Consider the following 23,906-nt stretch of genomic DNA (forward strand, 5'->3'; position numbering starts at 1 on the left):
AACGTCATGCGTCCGTCGCGGCACAAACGAGGTTTCGTGAGGGGCGGTTTAGAAAATTGAATCGACGGGCACGCGGGCCCGGATCGCGCGCTCAGTGGCCGCGATAGAGCTTCGCGAGTTCGGCGTTGCTGGCCGCGGCGCGACGTGTCCGCCCGGTGTGCAGGCTGACGCGGCGGATCGCACGCGTGCGATGGGCGGTGTCGCGGTTGCCTTTCCAGTCGGCGACGCGGACCGCGCCGGTGCGCGTCCGGTCAGGCGCGCGCAACGACGGCGCGGCCTGTGCAACCGCCATCCGGCGCGCGGGTTTGCCGGCGAGCGGGGCGTCCTGTGGCGGATTGGCCAGTGGCGGACGGGCTGCCACCGCCGTTTCATCGGTCGAATGAAACGGGTAGACGGGTGCCGGCACGACCGGTATCAATGGCTCGTTCGACGCTTGAAGTACGGCTCCGGTCGCGACGGCGCCCGGCACACCGGAGCCCCGACAGACGGGATCGGCCTTGCAGGTCTGGTCGACCATCACGTAGCCGCCGACCAGCAGCACGAGCGTCAGTATGCTCAGGATTGGCGCGCTCGATGCGCGCGGCCGCTGGAACGCCGCGTTGCGCAGCGCGCGGGCGATGCGCGACGACCATGTATGGAACGACCGCGGCGCATGCGCGGCACGCGCGTCGGCCGGTGTGTGGCCAATCGACTCGAACGGCCAGTTCCACTGACCGCAGACGGGGCAATGCTCGAGCGCGCGGAACGCCACGAAACCGCATTCGCGGCAGCGGCAGCAAGCGGCGTGCCGCGATTCGGCGCGCGTGTTCAGCACGGCCCGCCAGGCATCGCGCGCGCGGACACGCCGGTTGGGCAGGACGCGCATCGTCAGCGACCGGCGCGCGCCATCGTCGGGTTACACATCGGCGGTCGTTCGCATGCGGTGTTCATGTCATTCTCCATAACATCGGACGCGTGGAACCCGTTCGTCCGCGGCTGCCTGCCGCTTCATTCTTGGTCGTTCGCGCGTGAAACGCAAGGCGCATGTCGCGCGTCGCGTGCCGCACATTTCGTGCCGCCCGTCTTGTGCTAGCCGCCGTGCCGTTGCCGGGACGCGAGCGTGCCGAGCGTCTCCAGCGCGCGCTCGACGGCCGGTGTCCACGGCCGCCCGTAGTTGAGCCGCAGATAGCGGCGAAAGCCGCCGGTCGCGGAGAAGATCGGCCCGGGCGCGATGCTGACACCGCTCTCCATCGCGTCGTCGAACAGGTGCATCGCATCCATGTGCGGCGGCAGTTCGATCCACAGAAAATATCCGCCGCGCGGCGCGAACACTTCGGTGTCAGCCGGAAAATACGCGCGCACGGCCGACAGCATCTGCGCCTGGTGCGCGGCGAGATTGCGTCGCAGCTTGCGCAGGAACCGGTCGTATGCGCCGTCGCGCAGGTAACTCGAAATCGCCATCTGCGCGGGTACGTCGGCGGCCGGCCCGCTCGCGCCTTTGGCCTGACGGATCTGCTGCACGAAGCGGCCGGCCGCAACCCAGCCGATCCGGAACCCGGGCGCGAGACATTTCGAGAACGACCCGCAATGCAGGACGAGCCCGCTGTCGTCATACAGTTTCGCGGGGCGCGTGGGGGCCGTGCCGAACTGCAGTTCGCCATACACGTCGTCCTCGATCAGCGGCACGCCGCGCGACGCGAGCAGCTCGATCAGCGCGCGCTTGCGCTCGTCGGTCAGCGTCGCGCCGGTCGGGTTGTGGAACGACGTCATGAACCAGCACGCGCGCACCGGATGCGTGTCGAGCGCTTCGGCGAGCGCGTCGAGATCGAGGCCCGTGCGCGGGTCGACCGGAATCTCGACGGCCTTCAGGTGCAGGCACTGGACGACCTGCAGCACCGCGTGGAATGCCGGCCGTTCGATCGCGACGATGTCGCCCGGGCGCGTCAGCGCCTGCAGGCTGAGCGTCAGTGCCTCGATCGCTCCCGTCGTGATGACGATCTCCTCCAGCGGCAGCGACGCGCCCGCATTCAGGTAACGCAACGCGATCTGGCGGCGCAGCGCGTCGTAGCCGGGCGGCAAGCCCGCCAATAGCTTGCCGCGGTCCATGTTGCGGGCGGCCGACGCGACGTGACGCCACAGGCTGCTCATCGGGAACAGCGAATAGCTCGCGAATGCCGAGCCGAGCGGCACGACGTCGTCGCATTTGAGCGAGTCGAGCAGGCGGAACAACGCGTCGTCGTCGCCGGTTTGTGCCGCACCTGGCTTGCGCGGCGGATCGTGGCCGAACCGCACGTGCTTGTCGGCCAGGTTCGCCACGAAATAGCCGGAGCGCGCCCGCGCGACGATCAGGCCCTCGCTTTCGAGCGCGTAGTACGCGCGAAACACGGTGGACGGACTCACGCGATACGCGCGGCATGCCGCTCGCACGGTCGGGATGCGCGCGCCGGCCGCGAGGTCGCCGCGCCGGATGGCGTCGGCGATCGTCTGTGCCAGCACCGCATAGCGCTTCATGCCTGTCCCCCGGGCCGATCGGGCCTCGATGACAAAGAGTAGTACGGCAGCCGTCACGTGCAAGCGCGCCCCAAATCGCTGATCCGTATGTTTCAGGCGTGCTCTGATCCTTTTCTTTCGTCTGACCAGAAGGCACACTCCCGCAAGTTTTGTTCCCGATGTCCGACCGATACGGAATTCACGCTGCCCGACGGCGGATCCGTGGCGCCCGCGCTTTCCGCGCGGGTCCTTTTCTGCGGCCGTCCTAGTCCTTACCTTACCCGGAAGTATCCAGCGTGAAATTGAAGACCCTCGTCGCGGGCCTCGTGGCCGGCCTCGCCCTCAACCTGTTCAGCGGCGTGGCAGCCGCAGCCTGCGTCAACAATCCCGCCGCCCAGCCGAATGCGACGTTCCCCGCCGCGCTGACCGGCAAGCTCGTCTATCACAGCTACGTCAAGTACGGCGACGGCACGAGCCAGCTGTTCCTCTACGATTTCTCGGCCCGCACGCTGACGCAACTCAGCAAGAGCGCGTGGGGCATCACCGATCCGATGAACGGCGTGTTCAGTCCCGACGGCAAGTGGCTCGCGTTCATGGGGATCAGCAACGGCGCATGGAACGTGTTCATGCTGCAGCTCGGCGCCGGCACGCCGCCCGTCAACATGACGCACAGCACGGGCGCCACGCGCAACGAAGACCCGAAGTTCAGCGCGGACGGCAAGACGCTCGTGTTCAAGCAGAACGGCGACGTCAAGCAGGCGACGCTGTCGTACACGAGCGCGGGCCCGGTGTTCACGTCGATCGTGAGCCTGACGAACGCGCCGGCCGGCGCCGAATACTCGATGCCGTTCCTCGCGCCGGACGCGAGCGCCGTGTACTACGCGACCGGCACCGGCTCGAACATGGGGCTGATGAAGCGCACGATCGCGACCGGCGTCACCGCCGTGTTCGATCGTCCGGCCGGGCTGCAAACATACTACCCGACCGTGCGTGCGGACGGCATGGTGTACTACGCGCGCTGGAAGGACAGCGGCGGGGCCGACCAGATCTACGCGAAGACGGCCGACCCGGCGTCGACGCCGAGCGCGCTGGCGCTCAACGACTGCATGAGCAACAACTCGGATCCGGCACCTGTCAGTGGCACGAACTACCTGTTCTTCTCGTCGACGACGGCGGGCGGCTATCAGCTCTACGTCGGCGACGTGACGACCGGCCAGCGCTGGAGCCTGTCGCAGTTCGGCGTGAATGCGGATGCGACGAAGGCGAAGCTCGGGGCGAACTACTACGGCGGCCCGGCCGCGGCGCGCACGCTGCTGTCGCAGGGGCGGCCGGCCGCGGCGTCGGCGAGCTACAACGCGTCGCTCACGCCGGACAAGGCATTCGACGGCAACACGACGAGCACGCGCTGGGATTCGCCGGAAGGCGCGGGCGTCGATCCGCAGTGGATCTCCGTCGATCTCGGCGCGACGAAGACGATCAGCAGCATCGATCTGTACTGGGACGCGGGCGCGCTCGTCTACCAGATCCAGACGTCGAACGACAATGCGAACTGGACGACGATCTACTCGACGAGCAACGGCGTGTCGTACGGCCATGTGACGCTGCCGAACCTCAACGGGCAGGGCCGTTACGTGCGGATGCTCGGCACGAAGCGGGCGACGCAGTGGGGGTACTCGCTCGATGAAATGCAGGTGTGGGGATCGTAAGGGCTAGCAAAAAGCGGCCTTGATTGAAGGCCGCTTTTTTTGCTTCAAATGCTGCCCGCTTCACACATGCAGCACATGCGCCGGAAACGCCGGCGCTGCACTCGCCGCCCCCTGCGCGAGCGGCGCGACCTGCTTGCGGCGCTCGCGCGTCGGCGCGACGCCGAACGCGTCGCGATAGCTCTTGCTGAAGTGGCATGCCGACTGGAACCCGCACGCCATCGTGATGTGCATGATCGACATGTCGGTCTGCAGCAGCAGCTCGCGCGCGCGGCGCAGCCGCAACGTCAGGTAGTAGTGCGTCGGCGTCATCCCGAGATGCTCGCGGAAGAGGCGCTGCAACTGCCGCTGCGACATGTTCGCGAGCCGCGCGAGTTCCTCGCGCGACAGCGGCTCCTCGATGTTGTTCTCCATCAGCGCGATCACTTCGAACAACGACTTGTTTGCCGAGCCGAGGCGCGCGACGAGCGGCATGCGCTGCTGCGCGCTCGTGTCGCGCACGTGTTCGACGATGAACTGCTCGGCGATCTGCGTGACGCGTGCGGTGCCGACGCGCGCGGCGATCAGGTTCAGCATCATGTCGAGCGGCGCGACGCCGCCCGTGCACGTGATGCGGTCGCGGTCGATCACGAACAGTTCCTTCAGGAAGCGTGTGTCCGGAAACTCCTCCTTCAGCGCCGACATGTTCTCCCAGTGGATCGCGCATGCGTAGCCCGCGAGCAGCCCCGACTTCGCAAGCGCATAGGTGCCCGTGCACAGGCTGCCGAGCGGGATGCCCGCGCGCGCGAAGCGGCGCAGGGTCGAAAGATGGGCAGGCGTGGTCGCACGCTGCACGTCGACGCCGCCGCAGACGAACACGATGTCGGGTTGCCCCGCGCATTCGGCCGGGCCCGTATCGACCGTGAGGCCGTTGCTCGCCGTGACCGGGCCGCCGTCCGGACTGATCACCGACCAGCGGTAGAGCGGCTGGCCGCTCAGGTAGTTCGCCATCCGAAGCACCTCGATCGCATTGGTGAACGCGATCATCGTGAAGTTCGGTAAAGGCATGAACGCGAAGTGGGACAGCGACGCTGTGCGGTCGGGCGACATGGGGAGCGTTCCTTGAATCTCTAATAGCTTTTCGCCCGGGGCACGGATCGGGCTGCGGTATTGTGTGAGCGAGCGCAACAAGCGTGCCATACGGCTAAACCCTAGCTCCATACGTTGTCTGGGCGTAAGGCCGATGCTGCACTGCACCGTATCCGGGACAGGCCGCACCCGAATGAGCGGCAAACGCACTGCCGGTGTGCGTGTCCATAGGTGAATCATCGATACCGTTTCGGCAGGTCATCCCGAAAAGCACGACCGGTCACTTGTATAAAACGGACGTGCATGGCGGAAAAGGCAAAGAACGCGTCTAAATTCATCAATCCGCCGAAAATCCGAACGACAAGAATAGAGCCGTCGGCAGCCTTGCACTGGACGAGCGGGAAACCCAGGCACGGCGGGCCTTGAGCTTCGGTTACAGCCCTTTATTCTTCGTCACGGACGCACTATGTCGAACACCCAGCCTTTCTTCTCGCAGCCCCTTGCCGAGCGCGACGCGCCGGTGCGCAGCGCCATCCTGAAGGAACTCGAGCGTCAGCAGTCGCAGGTCGAGCTGATCGCGTCGGAAAACATCGTGTCGCGCGCCGTGCTCGAGGCGCAGGGCTCGGTACTGACCAACAAGTACGCGGAAGGCTATCCCGGCAAGCGCTATTACGGCGGCTGCGAATTCGCCGATGAAGTCGAGGCGCTCGCGATCGACCGCGTGAAGCAGATCTTCAACGCCGGCTATGCGAACGTGCAGCCGCACTCGGGTGCGCAGGCGAACGGCTCGGTGATGCTCGCGCTGGCGAAGCCGGGCGACACGGTGCTCGGCATGTCGCTCGACGCGGGTGGCCACCTGACGCACGGCGCGAAGCCGGCGCTGTCGGGCAAGTGGTTCAACGCGGTCCAGTACGGCGTGAACCGCGACACGATGCGGATCGATTACGACCAGGTCGAGGCGCTCGCGCACGAGCACAAGCCGAACCTCATCATCGCCGGCTTTTCGGCGTACCCGCGCGCGCTCGACTTCGCACGCTTTCGCGCGATCGCCGACAGCGTCGGCGCGAAGTTGATGGTCGACATGGCGCACATCGCGGGCGTGATCGCCGCGGGCCGCCACGCGAACCCGGTCGAGCACGCGCACGTCGTCACGTCGACCACGCACAAGACGCTGCGCGGCCCGCGCGGCGGCTTCGTGCTGACCAACGACGAGGAGATCGCGAAGAAGATCAACTCGGCCGTGTTCCCCGGCCTGCAAGGCGGCCCGCTGATGCACGTGATCGCCGGCAAGGCGGTGGCGTTCGGCGAGGTGCTGCACGCGGACTTCAAGACCTACATCGACAACGTGCTCGCGAACGCGCAGGCGCTCGGCGAAGTGCTGAAGGCCGGCGGCGTCGATCTCGTCACGGGCGGCACCGACAACCATCTGCTGCTGGTCGACCTGCGCCCGAAGGGCCTGAAAGGTGCGCCGGTCGAGCAGGCGCTGGAACGCGCGGGCATCACCTGCAACAAGAACGGCATCCCGTTCGACACCGAGAAGCCGACCGTCACGTCGGGCATTCGCCTCGGCACGCCGGCGGGGACGACGCGCGGTTTCGGCGTCGCGGAGTTCCGCGAGATCGGCCGCCTGATCCTCGAAGTGTTCGACGCGCTGCGCGCGAACCCGGAAGGGGACCACGCAACCGAACAGCGCGTGCGCCGCGAGATCTTCGCGCTGTGCGAGCGCTTCCCGATCTACTGATCGACCCCCACAAGAACAGTCACACGAGCGAGAGCAGATATGAGCACGCTGCATCAGGACAGCATCATCATCGACGGACTGAACATCTCGAAGTTCGAGAAGCCGGTGTTCGAGGACATGCGCCGTGGCGGCATCACGGCCGCGAACTGCACGGTGTCGGTGTGGGAGAACTTCACCAAGACCGTCGACAACATCGGCGTGATGAAGAAGAAGATCCGCGACAACGGCGAGCTGCTGACGCTCGTGCGCACGACGGACGACATCTTCCGCGCGAAGAAGGAAGGCAAGACCGGGATCATCCTGGGCTTCCAGAACGCGCATGCGTTCGAGGACAACCTCGGCTACATCGAAGCGTTCGCCGACATGGGCGTGCGCGTCGTGCAGCTTTGCTACAACACGCAGAACCTGGTCGGCACCGGTTGCTACGAGCGCGACGGCGGCCTGTCGGACTTCGGCCGCGAAGTGATCACCGAGATGAACCGCGTCGGCATCATGGTCGACCTGTCTCACGTGGGCGGCAACACGTCGTCGGAAGCGATCGCGTTCTCGAAGAAGCCGGTGTGCTATTCGCACTGCCTGCCGTCGGGCCTGAAGGAGCATCCGCGCAACAAGAGCGACGCGCAGCTGAAGGAGATCGCCGATGCGGGCGGCTTCGTCGGCGTGACGATGTTCGCGCCGTTCCTGAAGCGCGGGATCGAAGCGAACATCGACGACTACATCGAGGCGATCGACTACGTCGTGAACCTGATCGGCGAGGACGCGGTCGGCATCGGCACGGACTTCACGCAGGATTTCGCGAAGGAATTCTTCGACATGCTGACGCATGACAAGGGCCGCTATCGCCAGCTGACGAACTTCGGCAAGGTGATCAACCCGGACGGCATCCGCACGATCGGCGAATTCCCGAACCTGACCGCGGCGATGGAACGCCACGGCTGGAAGGAGTCGCGTATCCGCAAGATCATGGGCGAGAACTGGGTGCGCGTGTTCAAGGACGTGTGGGGCGCGTAAGCGCCACCCCCGCCGAACCCGCTACTCGCGTTTCAACATAAAAAAATCGGGACGTGCCAACGCTTGCCGCGTTGGCGCGCGGACGATGTCGCGCCTGCGCACTGAACCGCGCGGCCACTTTCCTCACGGAGTCACCACGATGCAACCGCAACTGCCGATCAACGTCGATCCCGATACCGGCGTCTGGACCACCGACGCGCTGCCGATGCTGTACGTGCCGCGCCACTTCTTCACGAACAACCACGTCGCCGTCGAGGAAGCGCTCGGCGTCGAAGCGTATGCCGAAATCCTCTACAAGGCCGGCTACAAGTCCGCGTACCACTGGTGCGACAAGGAAGCGAAGCTGCACGGCCTGACCGGCATGGCCGTGTTCGAGCACTACCTGAAGCGCCTGTCGCAACGCGGCTGGGGCCTGTTCTCGATCATCGAGGCCGATCCGGCGAGCGCCCGCGCGAAGATCGAACTGCGCCACTCGTCGTTCGTGCTCCAGCAGCCGGGCAAGGAAGGCAAGCTCTGCTACATGTTCGCGGGCTGGTTCGCCGGTGCGATGGACTGGGTCAACGACACGACGCCGGAAGGCAAGGGCGCGCCGCGCGCGCAATCGAAGGAAGTGCAGTGTGCGGCCGAGCATCACGACCACTGCGTCTTCGAAGTGTCGCCGATCGCGCACTGACGCATTGATTCACTGAAACAGAACAACACCCGCAACACGAGACATTCGAACGCCAGAGGTCGCCAGCGATGCGTTATCCCCACCTGTTCAAACCCATGCAGCTGAACCAGCTGACGCTGCGCAACCGGATCGTCAGCACCGCGCACGCGGAGGTGTACGCCGAGCCGGGCGGCCTGCCGGGCGACCGCTATATCCGCTACTACGAAGAAAAGGCGAAGGGGGGCGTCGGCCTGGCCATCTGCGGCGGTTCGAGCCCGGTGTCGATCGACAGCCCGCAGGGCTGGTGGAAATCGGTGAACCTGTCGACCGACAAGATCATCGACCCGCTCACGCGCCTGGCCGACACGATGCACAAGCACGGCGCGAAGATCATGATCCAGGCGACGCACATGGGACGCCGCTCGTCGTTTCACGGCGAGCACTGGCCGCACCTGATGTCGCCGTCGGGCGTGCGCGAACCCGTGCACCGCGGCAATGCGAAGATCATCGAGATCGAGGAAATCCGCCGCATCATCGGTGATTTCGCGGCGGCCGCGAAGCGCGTGAAGGCGGCCGGCATGGACGGCATCGAAATCTCCGCCGCGCACCAGCACCTGATCGACCAGTTCTGGAGCAAGCGTTCGAACCATCGCACCGACGAATGGGGCGGCAGCCTCGAAAACCGCCTGCGCTTCGGCATCGAAGTGCTGACGGCCGTGCGCGAGGCGGTCGGCAAGGATTTCTGCGTCGGCCTGCGCATGTGCGGCGACGAATTCCACGAGGACGGCCTCGATCACGAGGCGCTGAAGGAAATCGCGCAGGCGATGTCGGAGACGGGCCTGATCGACTACCTGAGCGTGGTCGGCTCGGGCGGCGACACGCACAACACGATCGCCAACTGCATGCCGCCGATGGCGTTGCCGCCGGAGCCGTTCGTGCACCTCGCGGCCGGCATCAAGTCGGTCGTGAAGATTCCGGTGATGCACGCGCAGAGCATCCGCGATGCGGGCCAGGCCGAGCGCCTGCTCGCAAACGGGATGATCGACCTGGTCGGCATGACGCGCGCGCAGATCGCCGATCCGCACATGGTGATCAAGATCCGCGACGGCCGCGAGGACGAAATCAAGCAGTGCGTCGGCGCGAACTACTGTATCGACCGTCAGTACAACGGCCTCGACGTGCTGTGCATCCAGAACGCGGCGACGTCGCGCGAAGCGACGATGCCGCACATCATCGAGAAGTCGCGTGGCCCGAAGCGCAAGGTCGTGGTGGTCGGCGCGGGTCCCGCGGGCCTGGAGGCGGCGCGTGTCGCGAAGCTGCGCGGCCACGACGTCGTGCTGTTCGAGAAGAACGCGGAAGTGGGCGGCCAGGTGATGATCGCCGCGAAGGCGCCGCAGCGCGAACAGATGTCGGGGATCATCCGCTGGTTCGACATGGAAACGAAGCGTCTGGGCGTCGACCGGCGCCTCGGCGTGGCCGCCGACGAGAAGATGATCATGGCCGAGAAGCCGGACATCGTCGTGCTCGCGACGGGCGGGTCGAGCTTCACGTGGCAGGTGCCGGCGTGGGGCGTGGCCGAAGGCCTCGCGGTCAGCTCGTGGGACATCCTGACCGGCAAGGTCGAGCCGAAGCAGAACGTGCTGCTGTTCGACGGCGTGAGCACGCATGCCGGCGCGGGCGTGGCCGACTTCATGGCGAGCCGTGGCTCGAAGGTCGAGGTGGTGACGCCCGACGTGAAGGTGGCCGACGACTGCGGCGGCACGACGTTCCCGATTTTCTACCGTCGCCTGTACGCGTTCGGCGTGATTCCGACGCCGAACACGATGCTCGATCGCGTCTATGAAGAGAACGGCAAGATGATCGCCGTGCTGCGCAACGAGTACACCGAGGAGCTGGAAGAGCGCGCGGTCGACCAGGTGGTGATCGAGAACGGTTCGTCGCCGAACGACGAGCTGTACTGGAAGCTCAAGCCGGAATCGGTGAACCGCGGCCAGATCGATCCGCACACGCTGTTCGCGGCCGAGCCGCAACCGTGCCTGTCGGAAGAGCTCGGCAACGGCCGTTTCCTGCTGTTCCGTGTCGGCGACTGCATCTCGATGCACAACGTCCACGGTGCGATCTACGACTCGCTGCGTCTCGTGAAGGATTTCTAAAAGATGAACCCGTCCTTCCTCATTACCGCCCTGTTGTGGCTGTCGGTGGCGGGGCTCGCGTTCGCGGTCGCGAAGCGCTCGTCCTACTGGCGTCTGGGCCGCGCGACGGCGCCCGGCTCGTTCGGCGTCGCGAACCTGTTCGCGATTCCGAAGCGTTATTTCGTCGACCTGCACCACGTGGTCGCCCGCGATCCGTACATCGCGAAGACTCACGTCGCGACCGCCGGCGGCGCGATCGGCGCGCTCGCGCTGGTGTTCGTCAACTACGGCCTCGCGATCTACTCGCCGTGGCTCGACAAGCTGATCTTCGTCGCGGCGCTCGCGATGCTGGTCGGCGCGGTGTTCGTGTGGCGCCGCCGCGCGGCGAAGGACGTGCCGGCGCGCCTGTCGCGCGGCCCGTGGAACACGCTGCCCTGGCTGCTCGGTTCGTTCGCGCTCGGCCTCGTGCTGTTCATGCTGGTGCCGACCGGCGCGATGTCGGGCGCGTTCGCGGTGCTCTGCGCGCTGCTGATCGGCATCGGCGCGTTCACGATGACGGTCGGCGCCGCGAAGGGCGGCCCGATGAAGCACGCGATCGCCGGCCTGCTGCATCTCGCGTTCCACCCGCGCCAGGAGCGTTTCGCGGCCACCCGTGAATCGTTCACCGGCAACGGCACGGCCACGCCGCCGACCGCACTGAAGCTGCCGGACATCGAGCATCAGGAGTACGGCGTCGCGAAGCCGGTCGAATTCCGCTGGAACCAGTTGCTGAGCTTCGACGCATGCGTGCAGTGCGGCAAGTGCGAAGCCGCGTGCCCCGCGTTCGCGTCGGGCCAGCCGCTGAATCCGAAGAAGCTGATCCAGGATCTCGTGGTCGGGATGGCCGGCGGCACCGATGCGGCGTACGCGGGCAGCCCGACGCCGGGCCTCGCGGTCGGCCAGCATCGCGGCGAGCCGAACGGCCCGATCGTGTCGGGCCTGATCGAGGAGCAGACGCTGTGGTCGTGCACGACCTGTCGCGCATGCGTGCAGGAATGCCCGATGCTGATCGAGCACGTCGACGCGATCGTCGACATGCGCCGCAACCGCACGCTCGTGCACGGCACGGTGCCGGGCAAGGGCCAGGAAGTGCTCGCGAACCTGCGCGAGACGGGCACGATGGGCGGCTACGACACGGCCGCGCGCTACGACTGGTCGGTCGACCTGAGCGCGCCGGTCGCGCAGCCGGGCAAGCCGGTCGACGTGCTGTTCGTCGCGGGCGAAGGCGCGTTCGACATGCGCTACCAGCGTACGCTGCGCGCGTTCGTCAAGGTGCTGAACAAGGCGGGCGTCGATTACGCGGTGCTTGGCCCGACCGAGACCGACACGGGCGACGTCGCCCGCCGGCTCGGCGACGAAGCGACGTTCCAGCAGATGGCGAAGCGCCTGATCGGCACGCTCGGCACGCTGTCGTACCAGCAGATCGTGACGGCCGACCCGCACGTGATGCACAGCCTGCGCAACGAATACCGTGCGCTCGGGCTGCGCGTGACGGTCAAGCATCACACGACCTATCTGGCCGAACTCGCCGACAGCGGCAAGATCGCGCCGAAGGCGGTCGAGGCGCTGCAGGAGAAGCGCACCACGTATCACGATCCGTGCTACCTCGGCCGCTACAACGGCGAGATCGAAGCACCGCGCAAGCTGTTGAAGACGATCGGCATCCAGGTCGTCGAGATGGAGCGCAATGGCATGCGCGGCCGCTGCTGCGGCGGTGGCGGCGGTGCGCCGCTGACCGACATCCCCGGCAAGCAGCGCATTCCGGACATCCGCATCGCCGACGCGCGCACGATCGGCGCGGACGTGGTCGCGGTTGCGTGCCCGAACTGCACGGCCATGCTCGAAGGTGTCGTGGGCCCGCGCCCCGACGTGCTCGACGTCGCCGAACTCGTCGCTGCCTCGCTGGAGTGAATCGATGAATACGATCAAACGAATCGATCCGCGCCGGCCGTTCATCATCACGGCCGCCGGCCTGAAGCGCATCACGCTCGGCGAGGAAGGCAGCGCCGATGCGAACGCCGCGCAGTGGTCCGCGCACGGTCATGGCGGCGCGGCCGCGAAGCCGCGCCGCGCGCTGCAGGACCCGAAGCACGTGATGCTGGTGGTCGCGCACAGCGAACGCGGCGCGCTCGACGACCATTCGCGGCAGGCGATTGCCGCTGCCGCCGTGCTCGCCGATGCGCAGACGGAAGTCGCGCTGCTCGCGTTCGGCGAACTGAAGGATGACGTCGCCGAACTCGGCGTCGACAAGCTGATCGAGCTGGCCGGCTTCGAGCGCCGTGCGTTCGATCCCGAAAGCGAACTGCAAGCATTGCAGGCCTGCGTGGCCGCGCTCGCACCGAAGCACGTGTTCGTGCCCGACAACGCGACAGGCGATGGCGATCTCGGCCGGCGTTACGCGGCGGCCGCCGGCGCGAGCGTCGCGACCCACGTCGTCGAAATCGACGCGAAGCATGTGGGCGCGTATGCGCAGGCCGGGCGTGCGTTTGCCACCCGGGCGCTGCCCGACGTGATCCTGCTCGCGCAGAACGCGGTGGACGCGAAGCTGCCGTTCGTCGGTGCGGGTGAGCGCGTCGCCGCCGACTTCATCCGCCCGGCGCGGGATGCCGCGCAGCCGTACCGCGATCTCGGCCTCGACGAAATCGACGCAGCCCAGGTCGCGCTCGAGGAAGCCGATTTCATCGTGTCGGCCGGCAACGGCGTGTCCGACATCGGCGCGTTCGAGCGGCTGGCCGGCGTGTTCGGCGCGGCGATCGGCGCGAGCCGCGTCGCGGTCGACAACGGCCACTTCACGCGCGACAAGCAGGTCGGCGCGACCGGCAAGACGGTCGAGGCGAGCGTGTACATCGCGTTCGGCATCTCGGGCGCGGTGCAGCACCTGCAGGGGATCAAGGACTGCCGCCACGTGATCGCGGTCAACCTCGACGGCAGCGCGCCGATCGCGAAGCGCGCGAACCTGACGGTGGTCGGCGACGCGCAGGCGACGATCGCCGCGCTGATCGAACAGGTCCAGGCCGCGCGGGCCGCGCGCGGCGAATCGCCGGCCGCGGTCGGTACCCGTGAACCCGAAGGAGTCGCCGCATGAACGCCCCTCGTCCCTTGCAACGCATCGCGGTGCTCGTGTCCGTCGGCCGGCATCCGGTCAGCGGCGTCGCGCGCTACAGCCGCAACGATGCGGCCGCGCTCGAAACCGGCCGGCAGCTCGCCGACAAGCATCGCGCGACGCTCGATGTGATTCATGCCGGCGACCCCGCGAATGCGGCGCTCGCCGAGTATCTGGCGCTCGGTGCGCGAGAGGTCGAAGTGCTGGCCTGCCGCGACGGCGACGATGCCGTGCACGCACTCGCCGCGCGCCTCGACGGCTACGACCTCGTGCTGACCGGTACGCGCGCCGAGGGCGCGTACGACACCGGGATGCTGCCGTATCGCATCGCCGCGGCGCTCGGCTATCCGCTCGTGGGCTCGGCCGTCGACGTGACGGTCGACGGCGGCCGCGCGGCGGTTCGGCAATTTTTGCCGAAAGGGCTGCGGCGGCGTGTCGACGCGGCGCTGCCGGCCGTCGTCGCCGTGCATCCGCTTGCGAGCGTGGAGCCGCGCTATGCGTATGCACGGCTGCGCGCCGGCGCGATCCGGCCCGCGCTCGCGGCGCCCGGCGCGGACGCCGATGCGGCCGCGTGGACGGTCGGCCCGGTCGAGCGTAAACCCGTAAAGCTGGTCGCCGCCGAGAAGCGCTCCGGGCATGCGCGGATGCTGTCCGCGACGACGACCGAAAGCCGTGGCGGCAACGTCGTAAATGAAGGGAGTTCGGTCGAAAAAGCACAAGTGATCCTCGCGTATTTGCGCGAGCATCAGCTCATCGACTACTGATTTTGATGCCTGTCGGCAAGAACCCAGGGATGCAAGGAATCCGGAGCAAACGATGAAAGTATCGGCAGACATTCGTGCATTGATCGAGCGGCGCAAGGAAGGGCACAGCCTCGACGCACCGTTCTACACGAGCGAGGACATCTTCGCGCTCGACATGGAGGCGATTTTCCGCCAGCACTGGATCCAGGTGGCGATCGAACCGGACATTCCCGAGCCGGGCGACTACGTGACCGTGGAGCTGGGCAGCGATTCGATCCTGATCGTGCGCGACGACGACATGGCGATCCGCGCGTTCCACAACGTGTGCCGTCACCGCGGCGCGCGCCTGTGCAACGAAGATAAAGGCTCGGTCGGCAACATCGTGTGCCCGTACCACAGCTGGACCTACAACCTGACGGGCCAGCTGATGTTCGCCGAGCACATGGGCGAGAAGTTCGATCGCTGCAAGCACAGCCTGAAGTCGGTGCACGTCGAGAATCTCGCGGGCCTGATCTTCATCTGCCTCGCGGACGAGCCACCGGTCGATTTCGCGCAGATGCGCGCCGAGATGGAGCCGTACCTGCTGCCGCACGACCTGCCGAACACGAAGATCGCCGCGCAGATCGACATCATCGAGGAAGGCAACTGGAAGCTCACGATGGAGAACAACCGCGAGTGCTATCACTGCGTCGCGAACCATCCGGAGCTGACGATCTCGCTGTACGAATACGGCTTCGGCTACCAGCGTTCCGACGCGAACGCCGAAGGCATGGACGCATTCGCCGAAACGTGCGTGCGGCGCGGCAAGGAGTGGGCCGAGATGGGCCTGCCGTCCGCCGAAATCGAAAAGCTGCTCGACGTGACGGGTTTCCGCACGCAGCGCCTGCCGCTCGACCGTCATGGCGAATCGCAGACGCTCGATGCGAAGGTCGCGTCGAAGAAGCTGCTCGGCGGCTTCGACAAGGCCGATCTCGGCGGGCTGTCGTTCTGGACGCAGCCGAACTCGTGGCACCACTTCATGAGCGATCACATCGTGACGTTCTCGGTGATCCCGCTGTCGGCCGGCAAGACGCTCGTGCGCACGAAGTGGCTCGTGCACAAGGACGCGAAGGAAGGCATCGACTACGACGTGAAGAACCTCACGGCCGTGTGGAACGCGACCAACGACCAGGATCGCGCGCTCGTCGAATTCTCGCAGCGCGGCGCGACCAGCAGCGCGTACGAGCCGGGCCCGTATTCGCCGTACACGGAAGGTCTCGTCGAAAAATTCTCGGCCTGGTACATCGGCCGGCTCGCCGAAAAAACCGGCGCGTAGTACTTAGCAGCGTATATGCGGAGCAAGACATGATGCGAGATGCGGCCAATTTCGAGCCGGCGGACAGCCGGGTGACGCACCCGGCGTTCTGGAACGCGCTGCCCGAGCGCTGGACGAGCGACGTCGAGGAAACGCTGGTGTGCTGCCACGTGCGGCAGGAAACCCACGACGTGAAGAGCTTCTTCTTCCGTTCGCCGCAGGGCCGCACGTTTTCGTTCGAGCCCGGGCAGTTCATCACGCTCGAGCTCGACATCGACGGCGAGACGATCAATCGCTGCTACACGATCTCGTCGTCGCCGGCGCGGCCGCACACGATCTCGATCACGGTCAAGCGCGTGCCGGGCGGCAAGGTGTCGAACTGGTTGCACGACAACCTGCAGCCGGGCGCGGCGGTACGCGTGCTCGGCCCGGCCGGCGAATTCACGTGCGCACGGCATCCGGCGCGCAAGTACCTGTTCCTGTCGGCCGGCTCGGGCGTCACGCCGCTGATGTCGATGAGCCGCGCGCACCATGATCTCGCCGAGGATCGCGACATCCTGTTCGTGCACAGCGCACGTACGCCGGACGACATCATCTTCGCGCGCGAGCTCGACCTGATCGCGTCGAACCACACGAATTTCCGCACGTCGTTCGTCGTCGAGCGCGTCGGCGCACGTACCAACTGGCCGGGCGTCACGGGCTTCCTGACGCTGCCGCTGCTGAAGCTGATCGCGCCGGATTTCATGGAGCGCGAGATCTTCACGTGCGGCCCCGCGCCGTACATGAAGGCGGTGCGCGACCTGCTCGACGAAGCCGGCTTCGATCGCAAGCAGTATCACGAAGAAAGCTTCTCGTTCGAGACGCTCGCGCAGACCGCGAGCGACGAAGTGCTCGCCGAACTCGTGCCGGCCGCCGAAGGTGTCGACGCCACGACGAAGCAGTACACGGTCAGCTTCGCGAAGAGCAACCGCGAGATCGCGTGCGGCTCGGAGCAGCACGTGCTCGACGCGGCGCGCCAGTCGGGCGTGCGGCTGCCGGCCTCGTGCACGCAGGGCATGTGCGGCACCTGCAAGGTGAAGCTGGTGTCGGGGCAGGTCGAGATGAAGCACAACGGCGGCATCCGCCAGCGCGAGATCGATCAGGGGATGGTGCTGCTGTGCTGCAGCAAGCCGCTGTCGGATCTCGTGATCGACAAGTAGTCGAAACAGGCCATCGGCTGTCCGGGCGCGTCGCGTCCGGACAAGCTTCCGTCGGAAAACAACGATACCGCGGATTTGTGGTTGAAGAACCTAGAGAGACAACGCGCACGGTGCGCAGACCAAGGAGATCGACCATGAAACTGTTCGGAAAGCTGTTGTGGACCGGCGCTCTGTCGGCAATGGTGGCATTGAGCGCATCGGCGCTCGCCGATACGAAGCCGACGCTGAAAATCGGCTACGTCGAAGGCTGGGACGACAGCGTCGCGACGTCGAACGTCGCGGCCCGCGTGATCGAGAAGAAGCTCGGCTACGAAGTGAAGCTCGTGCCGGTCGCGGCCGGCATCATGTGGCAGGGCGTTGCGCGCGGCGATCTCGATGCGACGCTGTCCGCGTGGCTGCCGGTCACGCACGGCTCGTACTGGGACGAGTACAAGGCCAAGGTCGTCGACCTCGGCGCGAATTTCCCCGATGCGAAGATCGGCCTGATCGTGCCCGCGTACGTGAAGGCGAAGAGCATCGACGACCTGAACGCCGAGAAGGGCAGCTTCGGCGGCCGGATCGTCGGCATCGATGCGGGCGCCGGCGTGATGCGCAAGACCGACGACGCGATCAAGAGCTACGGGCTGAACTACACGCTGATGCCGAGCTCGGGCAGCGCGATGACGGCCGAGTTGTCGCGTTCGGTGGGCGCGAACAAGCCGGTGATCGTGACGGGCTGGGCGCCGCACTGGATGTTCGCGAAATGGAAGCTGCGCTTCCTCGAGGATCCGAAGAAGGTGTTCGGCGGCGCCGAGCACGTCGACAGCGTCGTGAATCCGGGCCTCGAAACCAAGGCGAAGCCGGTCGTCGCATTCCTGAAGAAATTCCAGTGGAAGCCGGGTGAAATCGACAGCGTGATGCTGGCGATCCAGAACGGCTCGAAGCCGGAAGCAGCCGCCGACGCGTGGATCGCAGCCCATGCGGACCGCGTGAATTCGTGGACGGAAGGCGCGCAGTAAGCACCTCGACATACGTCGTACGAATCATCATAAAAACACGCCGGGAATGGCATGCAGGAATCCGAAACAATCAGGATGTAATGCGGCCATATCCCGGAATTCTTTTTCAGATTCTGCAAAAAAGCCCGTAAGTTGTTACACTACGGCGCTTGTGCAGAATCATCACAGGAGGAACTGGATGAGTCAGGCAGGACTGCGTGCGAACCGCACCAGTGATGTTGGAACACCCATCTCACATGATTCGACGGGCCACACGCTGCATCGTGGCCTGACCTGGAAAGACGCTTTTTGGGTGACGAGCGGCGTGCCGGCAGGCGTGCTGTTCACGATCGGCGGCGTATGCGCGACGATCGGCCAGCCCGCGTGGGCGATCTGGATCGCCGCGATCACGATGGGGCTGATTCAAAGCGCGACTTATGCGGAAATATCGGGGCTATTTCCCCATAAATCGGGCGGCGCGTCGGTGTACGGCGCGATTGGCTGGGTCCGTTACAGCAAGCTGATTGCCCCGGTGTCCGTGTGGTGCAACTGGCTCGCGTGGTCGCCGATGCTTGCGCTCGGCTGTGGCCTCGCGGCGAGCTATGCGCTCACGAGCCTCTTTCCCGCCGATGCGGCGGTGCTGCACTGGCAACTCAAGGTTGCGGATCTCGGTTTCATCAAGCCGGGTCTGTCTCTGCGAATCAACGCGACGTTCATCATCGCGACGATTCTGCTTCTCATCACGTTCAAGCTTCAGCATAGCGGCGCATCGAAGGCTGCGCGTACGCAGCGCATTCTCGGGATTGCATCGCTCACGCCGCTCCTGATCGTCGGCATCGTGCCGTTCGTCACCGGCGACGTGCCGATGTCGAACCTGCTCCCGTTGCTGCCGCTCGGTCACGACGCGCAGGGCAACCTCACGGCCGCGACCTTCGGCTCGTGGAACGGGCAGGGCGTGACGATGGCGCTCGGCGCGATGTTCATGGCCGGCTGGGCCTCGTACGGCTTCGAGACGGCCGTCTGCTATACGCGCGAATTCCGCGATCCGCGGCGCGATACCGCCAAGGCGATTTTCTGGTCGGGTGCGTTGTGTCTCGTCGTGATGACGCTCGTACCGATGGCGTTCCAGGGCGCGCTCGGCACGCAGGCGATGCTCGATCCGGCGATTGGCGACGGCACCGGCGTCGCGGCCGCGATGGCGAAGATCGTCGGCGGCGGCGCGTGGGTCGCGAACGCGGTCGTCGTGATGCTGATGCTGTCGATCCTGCTGATCGTGATGACGTCGATGATGGGCTCGTCGCGCACGCTGTACCAGGCATCGGTCGACGGCTGGCTGCCGAAGTACCTGTCGCACGTGAACGAGCATGGCTCACCCACGCGCGCGATGTGGACCGATCTCGGCTTCAACCTCGTGTTGCTGATGATGTCGGACTACATGACGGTGCTGTCGATCTCGAACGTCTGCTACATGCTGTTCGTATTCCTGAATCTCCAGTCCGGCTGGATCCACCGGATGGATCGCGGCAACTGGGACCGGCCGTTCCGCTGCCCGACCTGGCTGCTCGTCGCGGGCTCGATCTGCGGCTATGCGAACCTCGTCTACGTCGGCGCGGGCGCGAACCTGCAGGGTGAAGGCACGCTGCGCAACGGGCTGATCGCGATGCTGCTGATCGTGCCGGTGTTCCTGTTCCGCCACTACTGGCAGGATCGCGGCCGTTTCCCCGCGCAGATGCAGCGCGACATGGAGCTCGAAGTGCCGCAGCGCGCGATGTGGCTGAGCCTGATGCCGTATGCGGCGCTGATCGGTGCGGGGCTGACGATCTGGCTGTCGTATTACTTCGCGTGGGTGAAGTGATGCGGTAATGCATGCCGATGCGTGCGTGTGGCAGCACGCGATGGCTCCGGAAACCGCACACGGGGCCATCGCGAGAAGCGCCGGCGCAACACGACGGCAAAAAAAGGCCCGAACGGAACACGCCGGTCGGGCCTTGTTCGTTTCTGCCGCCTTCGAACGCGACGGCGGTCTGCTTACGGAAACACCACCGTCCGGTCGCCGTTCAAAAACACCCGCCGCTCGATGAACGCCTTCACCGCACGCGCGAGCGTGAGACTTTCGACGTCACGTCCCACCGCGAGCAGTTGCTCGGGACGCAATGCATGATCGACACGCTCGACGACCTGCTCGATGATCGGGCCTTCGTCGAGATCGTCGGTGACGAAGTGCGCGGTCGCGCCGATCAGCTTCACGCCGCGCGCATGCGCCTGGTGATACGGCTTCGCGCCCTTGAAGCCGGGCAGGAACGAGTGGTGGATGTTGATCGCGCGATTCGCGAGCTTCGCGCTCGTCTCCTGCGACAGCACCTGCATGTAGCGCGCGAGGATCACGAGCTCGGCGCCGCTCGATTCGAAGAAGTCGAGCCATTGCGCTTCCTGCTGCGCCTTGGTCTCGGCCGTGATCGGGAAGTGCCGGAACGGCAGTCCGTGCTGCGCGGCGAGCGGCTCGAAGTCCGGGTGGTTCGACACGATGCCGACGATGTCCATCTTCAGCTCGCCCATCCGCCAGCGGAACAGCAGGTCCGCGAGGCAGTGCTCAAGCTTCGACACCATGATCAGTACCTTCGGCCGCGCATTGACGTCGTGGATCGCCCATTGCATGTCGCCGGCGTGGCCGCCGAGTCCGGCCGCGATCGGGGCGAATTCCTGGCGCAGCGCGTCGATCTGCAGCGTTTCATCCGTCGGATGAAAGACGCAGCGCACGAAGAAGCGGTTGCTGAGATCGTCGTCGAACACGTTCAGCGCATCGACATAGCAGCGATGGCGATCGAGAAAGCCGACGACGGCGGCGACCTGGCCGGCCGCGCTCGGGCACGACAGTGTCAGGACGAATTGATCGGGGCGGTGCTCGGCGGTCATGAGACTCCTCGGATGGCAGGGGCGCACGGCCGCGCGGCGGCGCACGACAGCGCCGCGCCGCGCGGGTAGCGGGAGACTCAAGTAAATCAGGACGATTTCGGGCGGGATAGAACCAACCCGCCGTGTGGCTGGTATCGGTGCGCCAGCGGGGCCAGCGGGGCCGGCGGGACGGGCGCTGCGTCAGGCCCCCGCGCACGCGTCGAGCAGCCAGCGCCGGAACACGTGCGTCGCGTCCGGCTCGGGCCGCTGCGGCGGCCGCACCAGGAAGTAGCCGCGCGACGTGACGACGGGCGCATCGACCAGTTTCACGAGCTGGCCGCACGCGACGAGTTCGTCGACGAGCGGCGACCAGCCGAGCGCCACGCCTTCGCCGAGCAGCGCCGCATGGATCACGAGCGCATAGCTGTTGAAGGTCACGCCGCGGGCGGCGGGTGGCGGTTCCAGGCCGTGCGCGTCGAACCAGCCCGACCACGACAGCCAGCGCTCGGGGCGCGTCGGCTGCACGTGCAGCAGCGGTAGCGCGAGCAGATGGTCGGGCCGCGTGACGCCCGGGTGCGCGTCGCGGAACGCGGGCGCGCAGACGGGCGTCACGGATTCCGGAAACAGCCGCGCGGCCGTGCACGACGGCCAGTGGCCGTCGCCGAACAGGATCGCGATGTCGCCGTGGTCACGCTGCGCGTCGTAATCCTGTGACGTGACGACGCGCACGTCGACGTCCGGCATCACGCGCTTCAACCCGGCCAGACGCGGCATCAGCCAGTAGGTCGCGAAACCGAAGTCGGTGACGATCGTGAGCGCGCCGTGCTCGCGGCGCGCGCGCAGCGTCGCGGTCGCGCCGCGCAGCGTGTCGAGGCTCAGGCGCACGGCTTCGTACAGGCACTCGCCATCGGCGGTCAGCGTGACGCCGCGCGGGCTGCGTTCGAACAGCGGCACGCCGAGTTCGGCTTCGAGTTGATACACCTGCTGGCTCACGGCCGGCTGCGTCGAGCCGAGCTCGCGCGCGGCGGCCGTGAAGCTCGCGAGCCGGGCGGCCGATTCGAACGCGCGCAGCGCCTGCATCGACGGTAACGGTTCGGGTTTCGACATAAGTCCCTCTAATGGCCCCATAAGGGCCGGACGCCTACCCGCGCGAATTCGGGCGGGCGATAGTGCAGCGGACGGTGCGGCACACGCGCTCCGTGGCGGCCGACAGGCCTCCCGCGATTCTAGCCAGCGCGGCCCGCCCGCGCGGCAGTTTCTTCAGGCCGCCTCCGTCATGCCGGACGTCTCGCTGCCCGAACGGCGAGCCGTTCCATTCGAACACCGCTTTCCCCACGACCGCCGATGACGAACCCGACACCCAACATCCTGATCCTGATGGCCGACCAGCTCACGCCGTTCGCGCTGCCGGCCTACGGCAACCGCGTCGCCCGCACGCCGACGCTCGACCGGCTCGCCGCCGAAGGCGTGGTGTTCGACGCCGCTTACTGCGCGAGCCCGCTGTGCGCGCCGTCGCGCTTCTCGCTGCTGACCGGCAAGCTGCCGTCGGGGATCGGCGCCTACGATAACGCCGCCGAATTGCCGGCGCAAACGCTGACGTTCGCGCACTACCTGCGCGCGGGCGGCTACCGGACGATGCTGTCCGGCAAGATGCATTTCTGCGGACCCGACCAGTTGCACGGCTTCGAGGAACGCCTCACGACCGACATCTATCCGGCCGATTTCGGCTGGGTGCCCGACTGGGACAGCCCGACCGAGCGGCCGAGCTGGTATCACAACATGAGTTCGGTGCTCGACGCCGGCCCGTGCGTGCGCACGAACCAGCTCGACTTCGACGACGAGGTCACGTTCGCCGCGAAGCAGAAGCTGTACGACGTCGCGCGCGAGCGCGCGGCCGGGCACGATGCGCGGCCGTTCTGCATGGTCGTGTCGCTGACCCATCCGCACGACCCGTATGCGATCACGCGCGAATACTGGGATCGCTACGACGATGACGAGATCGACATGCCGGCCGTGCGGCTCGATGCGGCCGACAGCGATCCGCATTCGCAGCGGCTGCGCTTCGTCTGCGAGAACGACCGCACGCCGCCGACCGACGCGCAGATCCGCGCCGCACGCCGCGCGTATTACGGCGCGACGTCCTACGTCGATACGCAGTTCGGCAGCGTGCTGGCCGCGCTCGAGCAATGCGGGTTCGCCGACGACACGATCGTGATCGTCACGTCGGACCACGGCGACATGCTCGGCGAGCGCGGCCTCTGGTACAAGATGACGTTCTTCGAAGGCGGCTGCCGCGTGCCGCTGATCGTGCATGCGCCGGGCCGCTTCGACGCCGCGCGCGTGCGCGGCCCCGTGTCGCACGTCGACCTGCTGCCGACGCTCGTCGAGCTGGCCGGCGCCGCGCCCGCCGGCGGCTGGCCGGACCCGGTCGACGGCGCGAGCCTCGTGCCGCATCTGCACGGCACGCCCGCGCACGATGTCGCGCTCGGCGAATACCTCGCGGAAGGCGCGCTCGCGCCGGTCGTGATGATCCGCCGCGGCGACTGGAAATACGTGCATTGCCCGGCCGATCCCGATCAGCTCTACAACCTGTCCGACGACCCGCGCGAACTGACGAACCTGGCCGGCCGGCCGGAAGCCGCCGACGTGCTCGCCGCGTTCCGCGCGCACGCCGCGCAGCGCTGGAACCTGCCCGAGCTGGACAGGCAGGTGCGCGCGAGCCAGCGGCGCCGGCGTTTCCATTACGCGGCGACGACGCAGGGCCGCATCCAGGCGTGGGACTGGCAGCCGTTCACCGACGCGAGCCAGCGCTACATGCGCAATCACATCGAACTCGACACGCTCGAGGCGATGGCGCGTTTTCCGCGCGTCGGGCGCTGAGCG

At 66.6% G+C, this 23,906-nt stretch carries 19 protein-coding genes; 14 read left to right on the top strand and 5 right to left on the bottom strand.

Annotated elements, in window-relative coordinates; genetic code table 11:
• Positions 1–91: 91 nt before the first annotated feature.
• Entirely contained in the window at positions 92–865 is a 774-nt protein-coding gene (locus tag DTA15_RS15275; RefSeq protein ID WP_012493531.1) for a hypothetical protein, read from the bottom strand.
• Here DTA15_RS15275 and DTA15_RS39060 point away from each other — a divergent pair.
• The gene (locus tag DTA15_RS39060) at positions 785–1,072 is read left to right on the top strand and encodes a hypothetical protein (RefSeq protein WP_227743168.1); all 288 of its coding nucleotides are present in this window, start codon (positions 785–787) and stop codon (positions 1,070–1,072) included. The two genes, DTA15_RS15275 and DTA15_RS39060, sit on opposite strands and share 81 nt — an antisense overlap.
• Here the strand turns inward: DTA15_RS39060 and DTA15_RS15280 are convergent.
• On the bottom strand, positions 1,069–2,490 hold the full coding sequence (locus DTA15_RS15280; protein ID WP_006488994.1) for an aminotransferase-like domain-containing protein: 1,422 nt from the start codon (positions 2,488–2,490) through the stop codon (positions 1,069–1,071). The two genes, DTA15_RS39060 and DTA15_RS15280, sit on opposite strands and share 4 nt — an antisense overlap.
• 275 nt (positions 2,491–2,765) lie before the next feature.
• On the opposite strand from DTA15_RS15280, the gene DTA15_RS15285 reads away from it, so the two are divergent.
• A complete protein-coding gene (locus DTA15_RS15285) occupies positions 2,766–4,175 on the top strand; it encodes a discoidin domain-containing protein (RefSeq protein WP_006488982.1) in 1,410 nt (469 codons plus the stop codon).
• Positions 4,176–4,235: 60 nt separating this feature from the next.
• Here the strand turns inward: DTA15_RS15285 and DTA15_RS15290 are convergent, their stop codons facing one another.
• Entirely contained in the window at positions 4,236–5,351 is a 1,116-nt protein-coding gene (locus tag DTA15_RS15290) for a GlxA family transcriptional regulator (protein WP_012493530.1), read from the bottom strand.
• Between the two features lie 355 nt (positions 5,352–5,706).
• Between DTA15_RS15290 and DTA15_RS15295 the strand changes: the two genes are divergently transcribed.
• The 11 genes from DTA15_RS15295 (at position 5,707) to DTA15_RS15345 (ending at position 19,986) form a co-directional block, all read left to right on the top strand.
• Positions 5,707–6,981, top strand: a complete 1,275-nt coding sequence (locus tag DTA15_RS15295) for a serine hydroxymethyltransferase (RefSeq protein WP_006488995.1) — start codon at positions 5,707–5,709, stop codon at positions 6,979–6,981.
• Between the two features lie 39 nt (positions 6,982–7,020).
• Positions 7,021–7,992, top strand: coding sequence for a dipeptidase (locus DTA15_RS15300; RefSeq protein ID WP_006488981.1), 972 nt, complete (start codon positions 7,021–7,023; stop codon positions 7,990–7,992).
• Between the two features lie 139 nt (positions 7,993–8,131).
• Positions 8,132–8,665: a DUF5943 domain-containing protein gene (locus DTA15_RS15305; protein WP_006488993.1), complete on the top strand. Its 534-nt coding sequence runs from the start codon at positions 8,132–8,134 to the stop codon at positions 8,663–8,665.
• Between the two features lie 68 nt (positions 8,666–8,733).
• On the top strand, positions 8,734–10,797 hold the full coding sequence (locus DTA15_RS15310) for an NADH:flavin oxidoreductase (protein ID WP_006488987.1): 2,064 nt from the start codon (positions 8,734–8,736) through the stop codon (positions 10,795–10,797).
• Positions 10,798–10,800: 3 nt separating this feature from the next.
• Entirely contained in the window at positions 10,801–12,726 is a 1,926-nt protein-coding gene (locus tag DTA15_RS15315) for a (Fe-S)-binding protein (RefSeq protein ID WP_006488989.1), read from the top strand.
• A gap of 4 nt (positions 12,727–12,730) precedes the next feature.
• Entirely contained in the window at positions 12,731–13,900 is a 1,170-nt protein-coding gene (locus tag DTA15_RS15320; RefSeq protein ID WP_006488991.1) for an electron transfer flavoprotein subunit alpha/FixB family protein, read from the top strand.
• Positions 13,897–14,682: an electron transfer flavoprotein subunit beta/FixA family protein gene (locus DTA15_RS15325; protein WP_006491387.1), complete on the top strand. Its 786-nt coding sequence runs from the start codon at positions 13,897–13,899 to the stop codon at positions 14,680–14,682. The genes DTA15_RS15320 and DTA15_RS15325 overlap by 4 nt, the downstream gene beginning before the upstream one ends.
• Before the next feature lie 52 nt (positions 14,683–14,734).
• Positions 14,735–15,976: an aromatic ring-hydroxylating oxygenase subunit alpha gene (locus DTA15_RS15330; RefSeq protein ID WP_006486272.1), complete on the top strand. Its 1,242-nt coding sequence runs from the start codon at positions 14,735–14,737 to the stop codon at positions 15,974–15,976.
• A 29-nt stretch (positions 15,977–16,005) separates the two neighbouring features.
• Positions 16,006–17,154: an FAD-binding oxidoreductase gene (locus DTA15_RS15335; RefSeq protein WP_006486271.1), complete on the top strand. Its 1,149-nt coding sequence runs from the start codon at positions 16,006–16,008 to the stop codon at positions 17,152–17,154.
• A gap of 134 nt (positions 17,155–17,288) precedes the next feature.
• The gene (locus tag DTA15_RS15340; protein WP_006486270.1) at positions 17,289–18,152 is read left to right on the top strand and encodes a glycine betaine ABC transporter substrate-binding protein; all 864 of its coding nucleotides are present in this window, start codon (positions 17,289–17,291) and stop codon (positions 18,150–18,152) included.
• 178 nt (positions 18,153–18,330) lie between these two features.
• A complete protein-coding gene (locus DTA15_RS15345; RefSeq protein WP_006486278.1) occupies positions 18,331–19,986 on the top strand; it encodes a trimethylamine N-oxide permease in 1,656 nt (551 codons plus the stop codon).
• Between the two features lie 173 nt (positions 19,987–20,159).
• Here the strand turns inward: DTA15_RS15345 and purU are convergent, their stop codons facing one another.
• Together purU and DTA15_RS15355 are read right to left on the bottom strand one after the other, a co-directional pair.
• Entirely contained in the window at positions 20,160–21,044 is an 885-nt protein-coding gene (gene purU / locus DTA15_RS15350; RefSeq protein WP_006486276.1) for a formyltetrahydrofolate deformylase, read from the bottom strand.
• Between the two features lie 180 nt (positions 21,045–21,224).
• Complete coding sequence (locus tag DTA15_RS15355) at positions 21,225–22,130, bottom strand: choline sulfate utilization transcriptional regulator (protein ID WP_006486273.1); 906 nt, start codon at positions 22,128–22,130, stop codon at positions 21,225–21,227.
• 237 nt (positions 22,131–22,367) lie between these two features.
• On the opposite strand from DTA15_RS15355, the gene betC reads away from it, so the two are divergent.
• A complete protein-coding gene (betC, locus tag DTA15_RS15365; RefSeq protein WP_006491381.1) occupies positions 22,368–23,903 on the top strand; it encodes a choline-sulfatase in 1,536 nt (511 codons plus the stop codon).
• Positions 23,904–23,906: the final 3 nt, after the last annotated feature.

This window comes from Burkholderia cenocepacia, from assembly GCF_900446215.1.
GTDB lineage: Bacteria > Pseudomonadota > Gammaproteobacteria > Burkholderiales > Burkholderiaceae > Burkholderia > Burkholderia cenocepacia.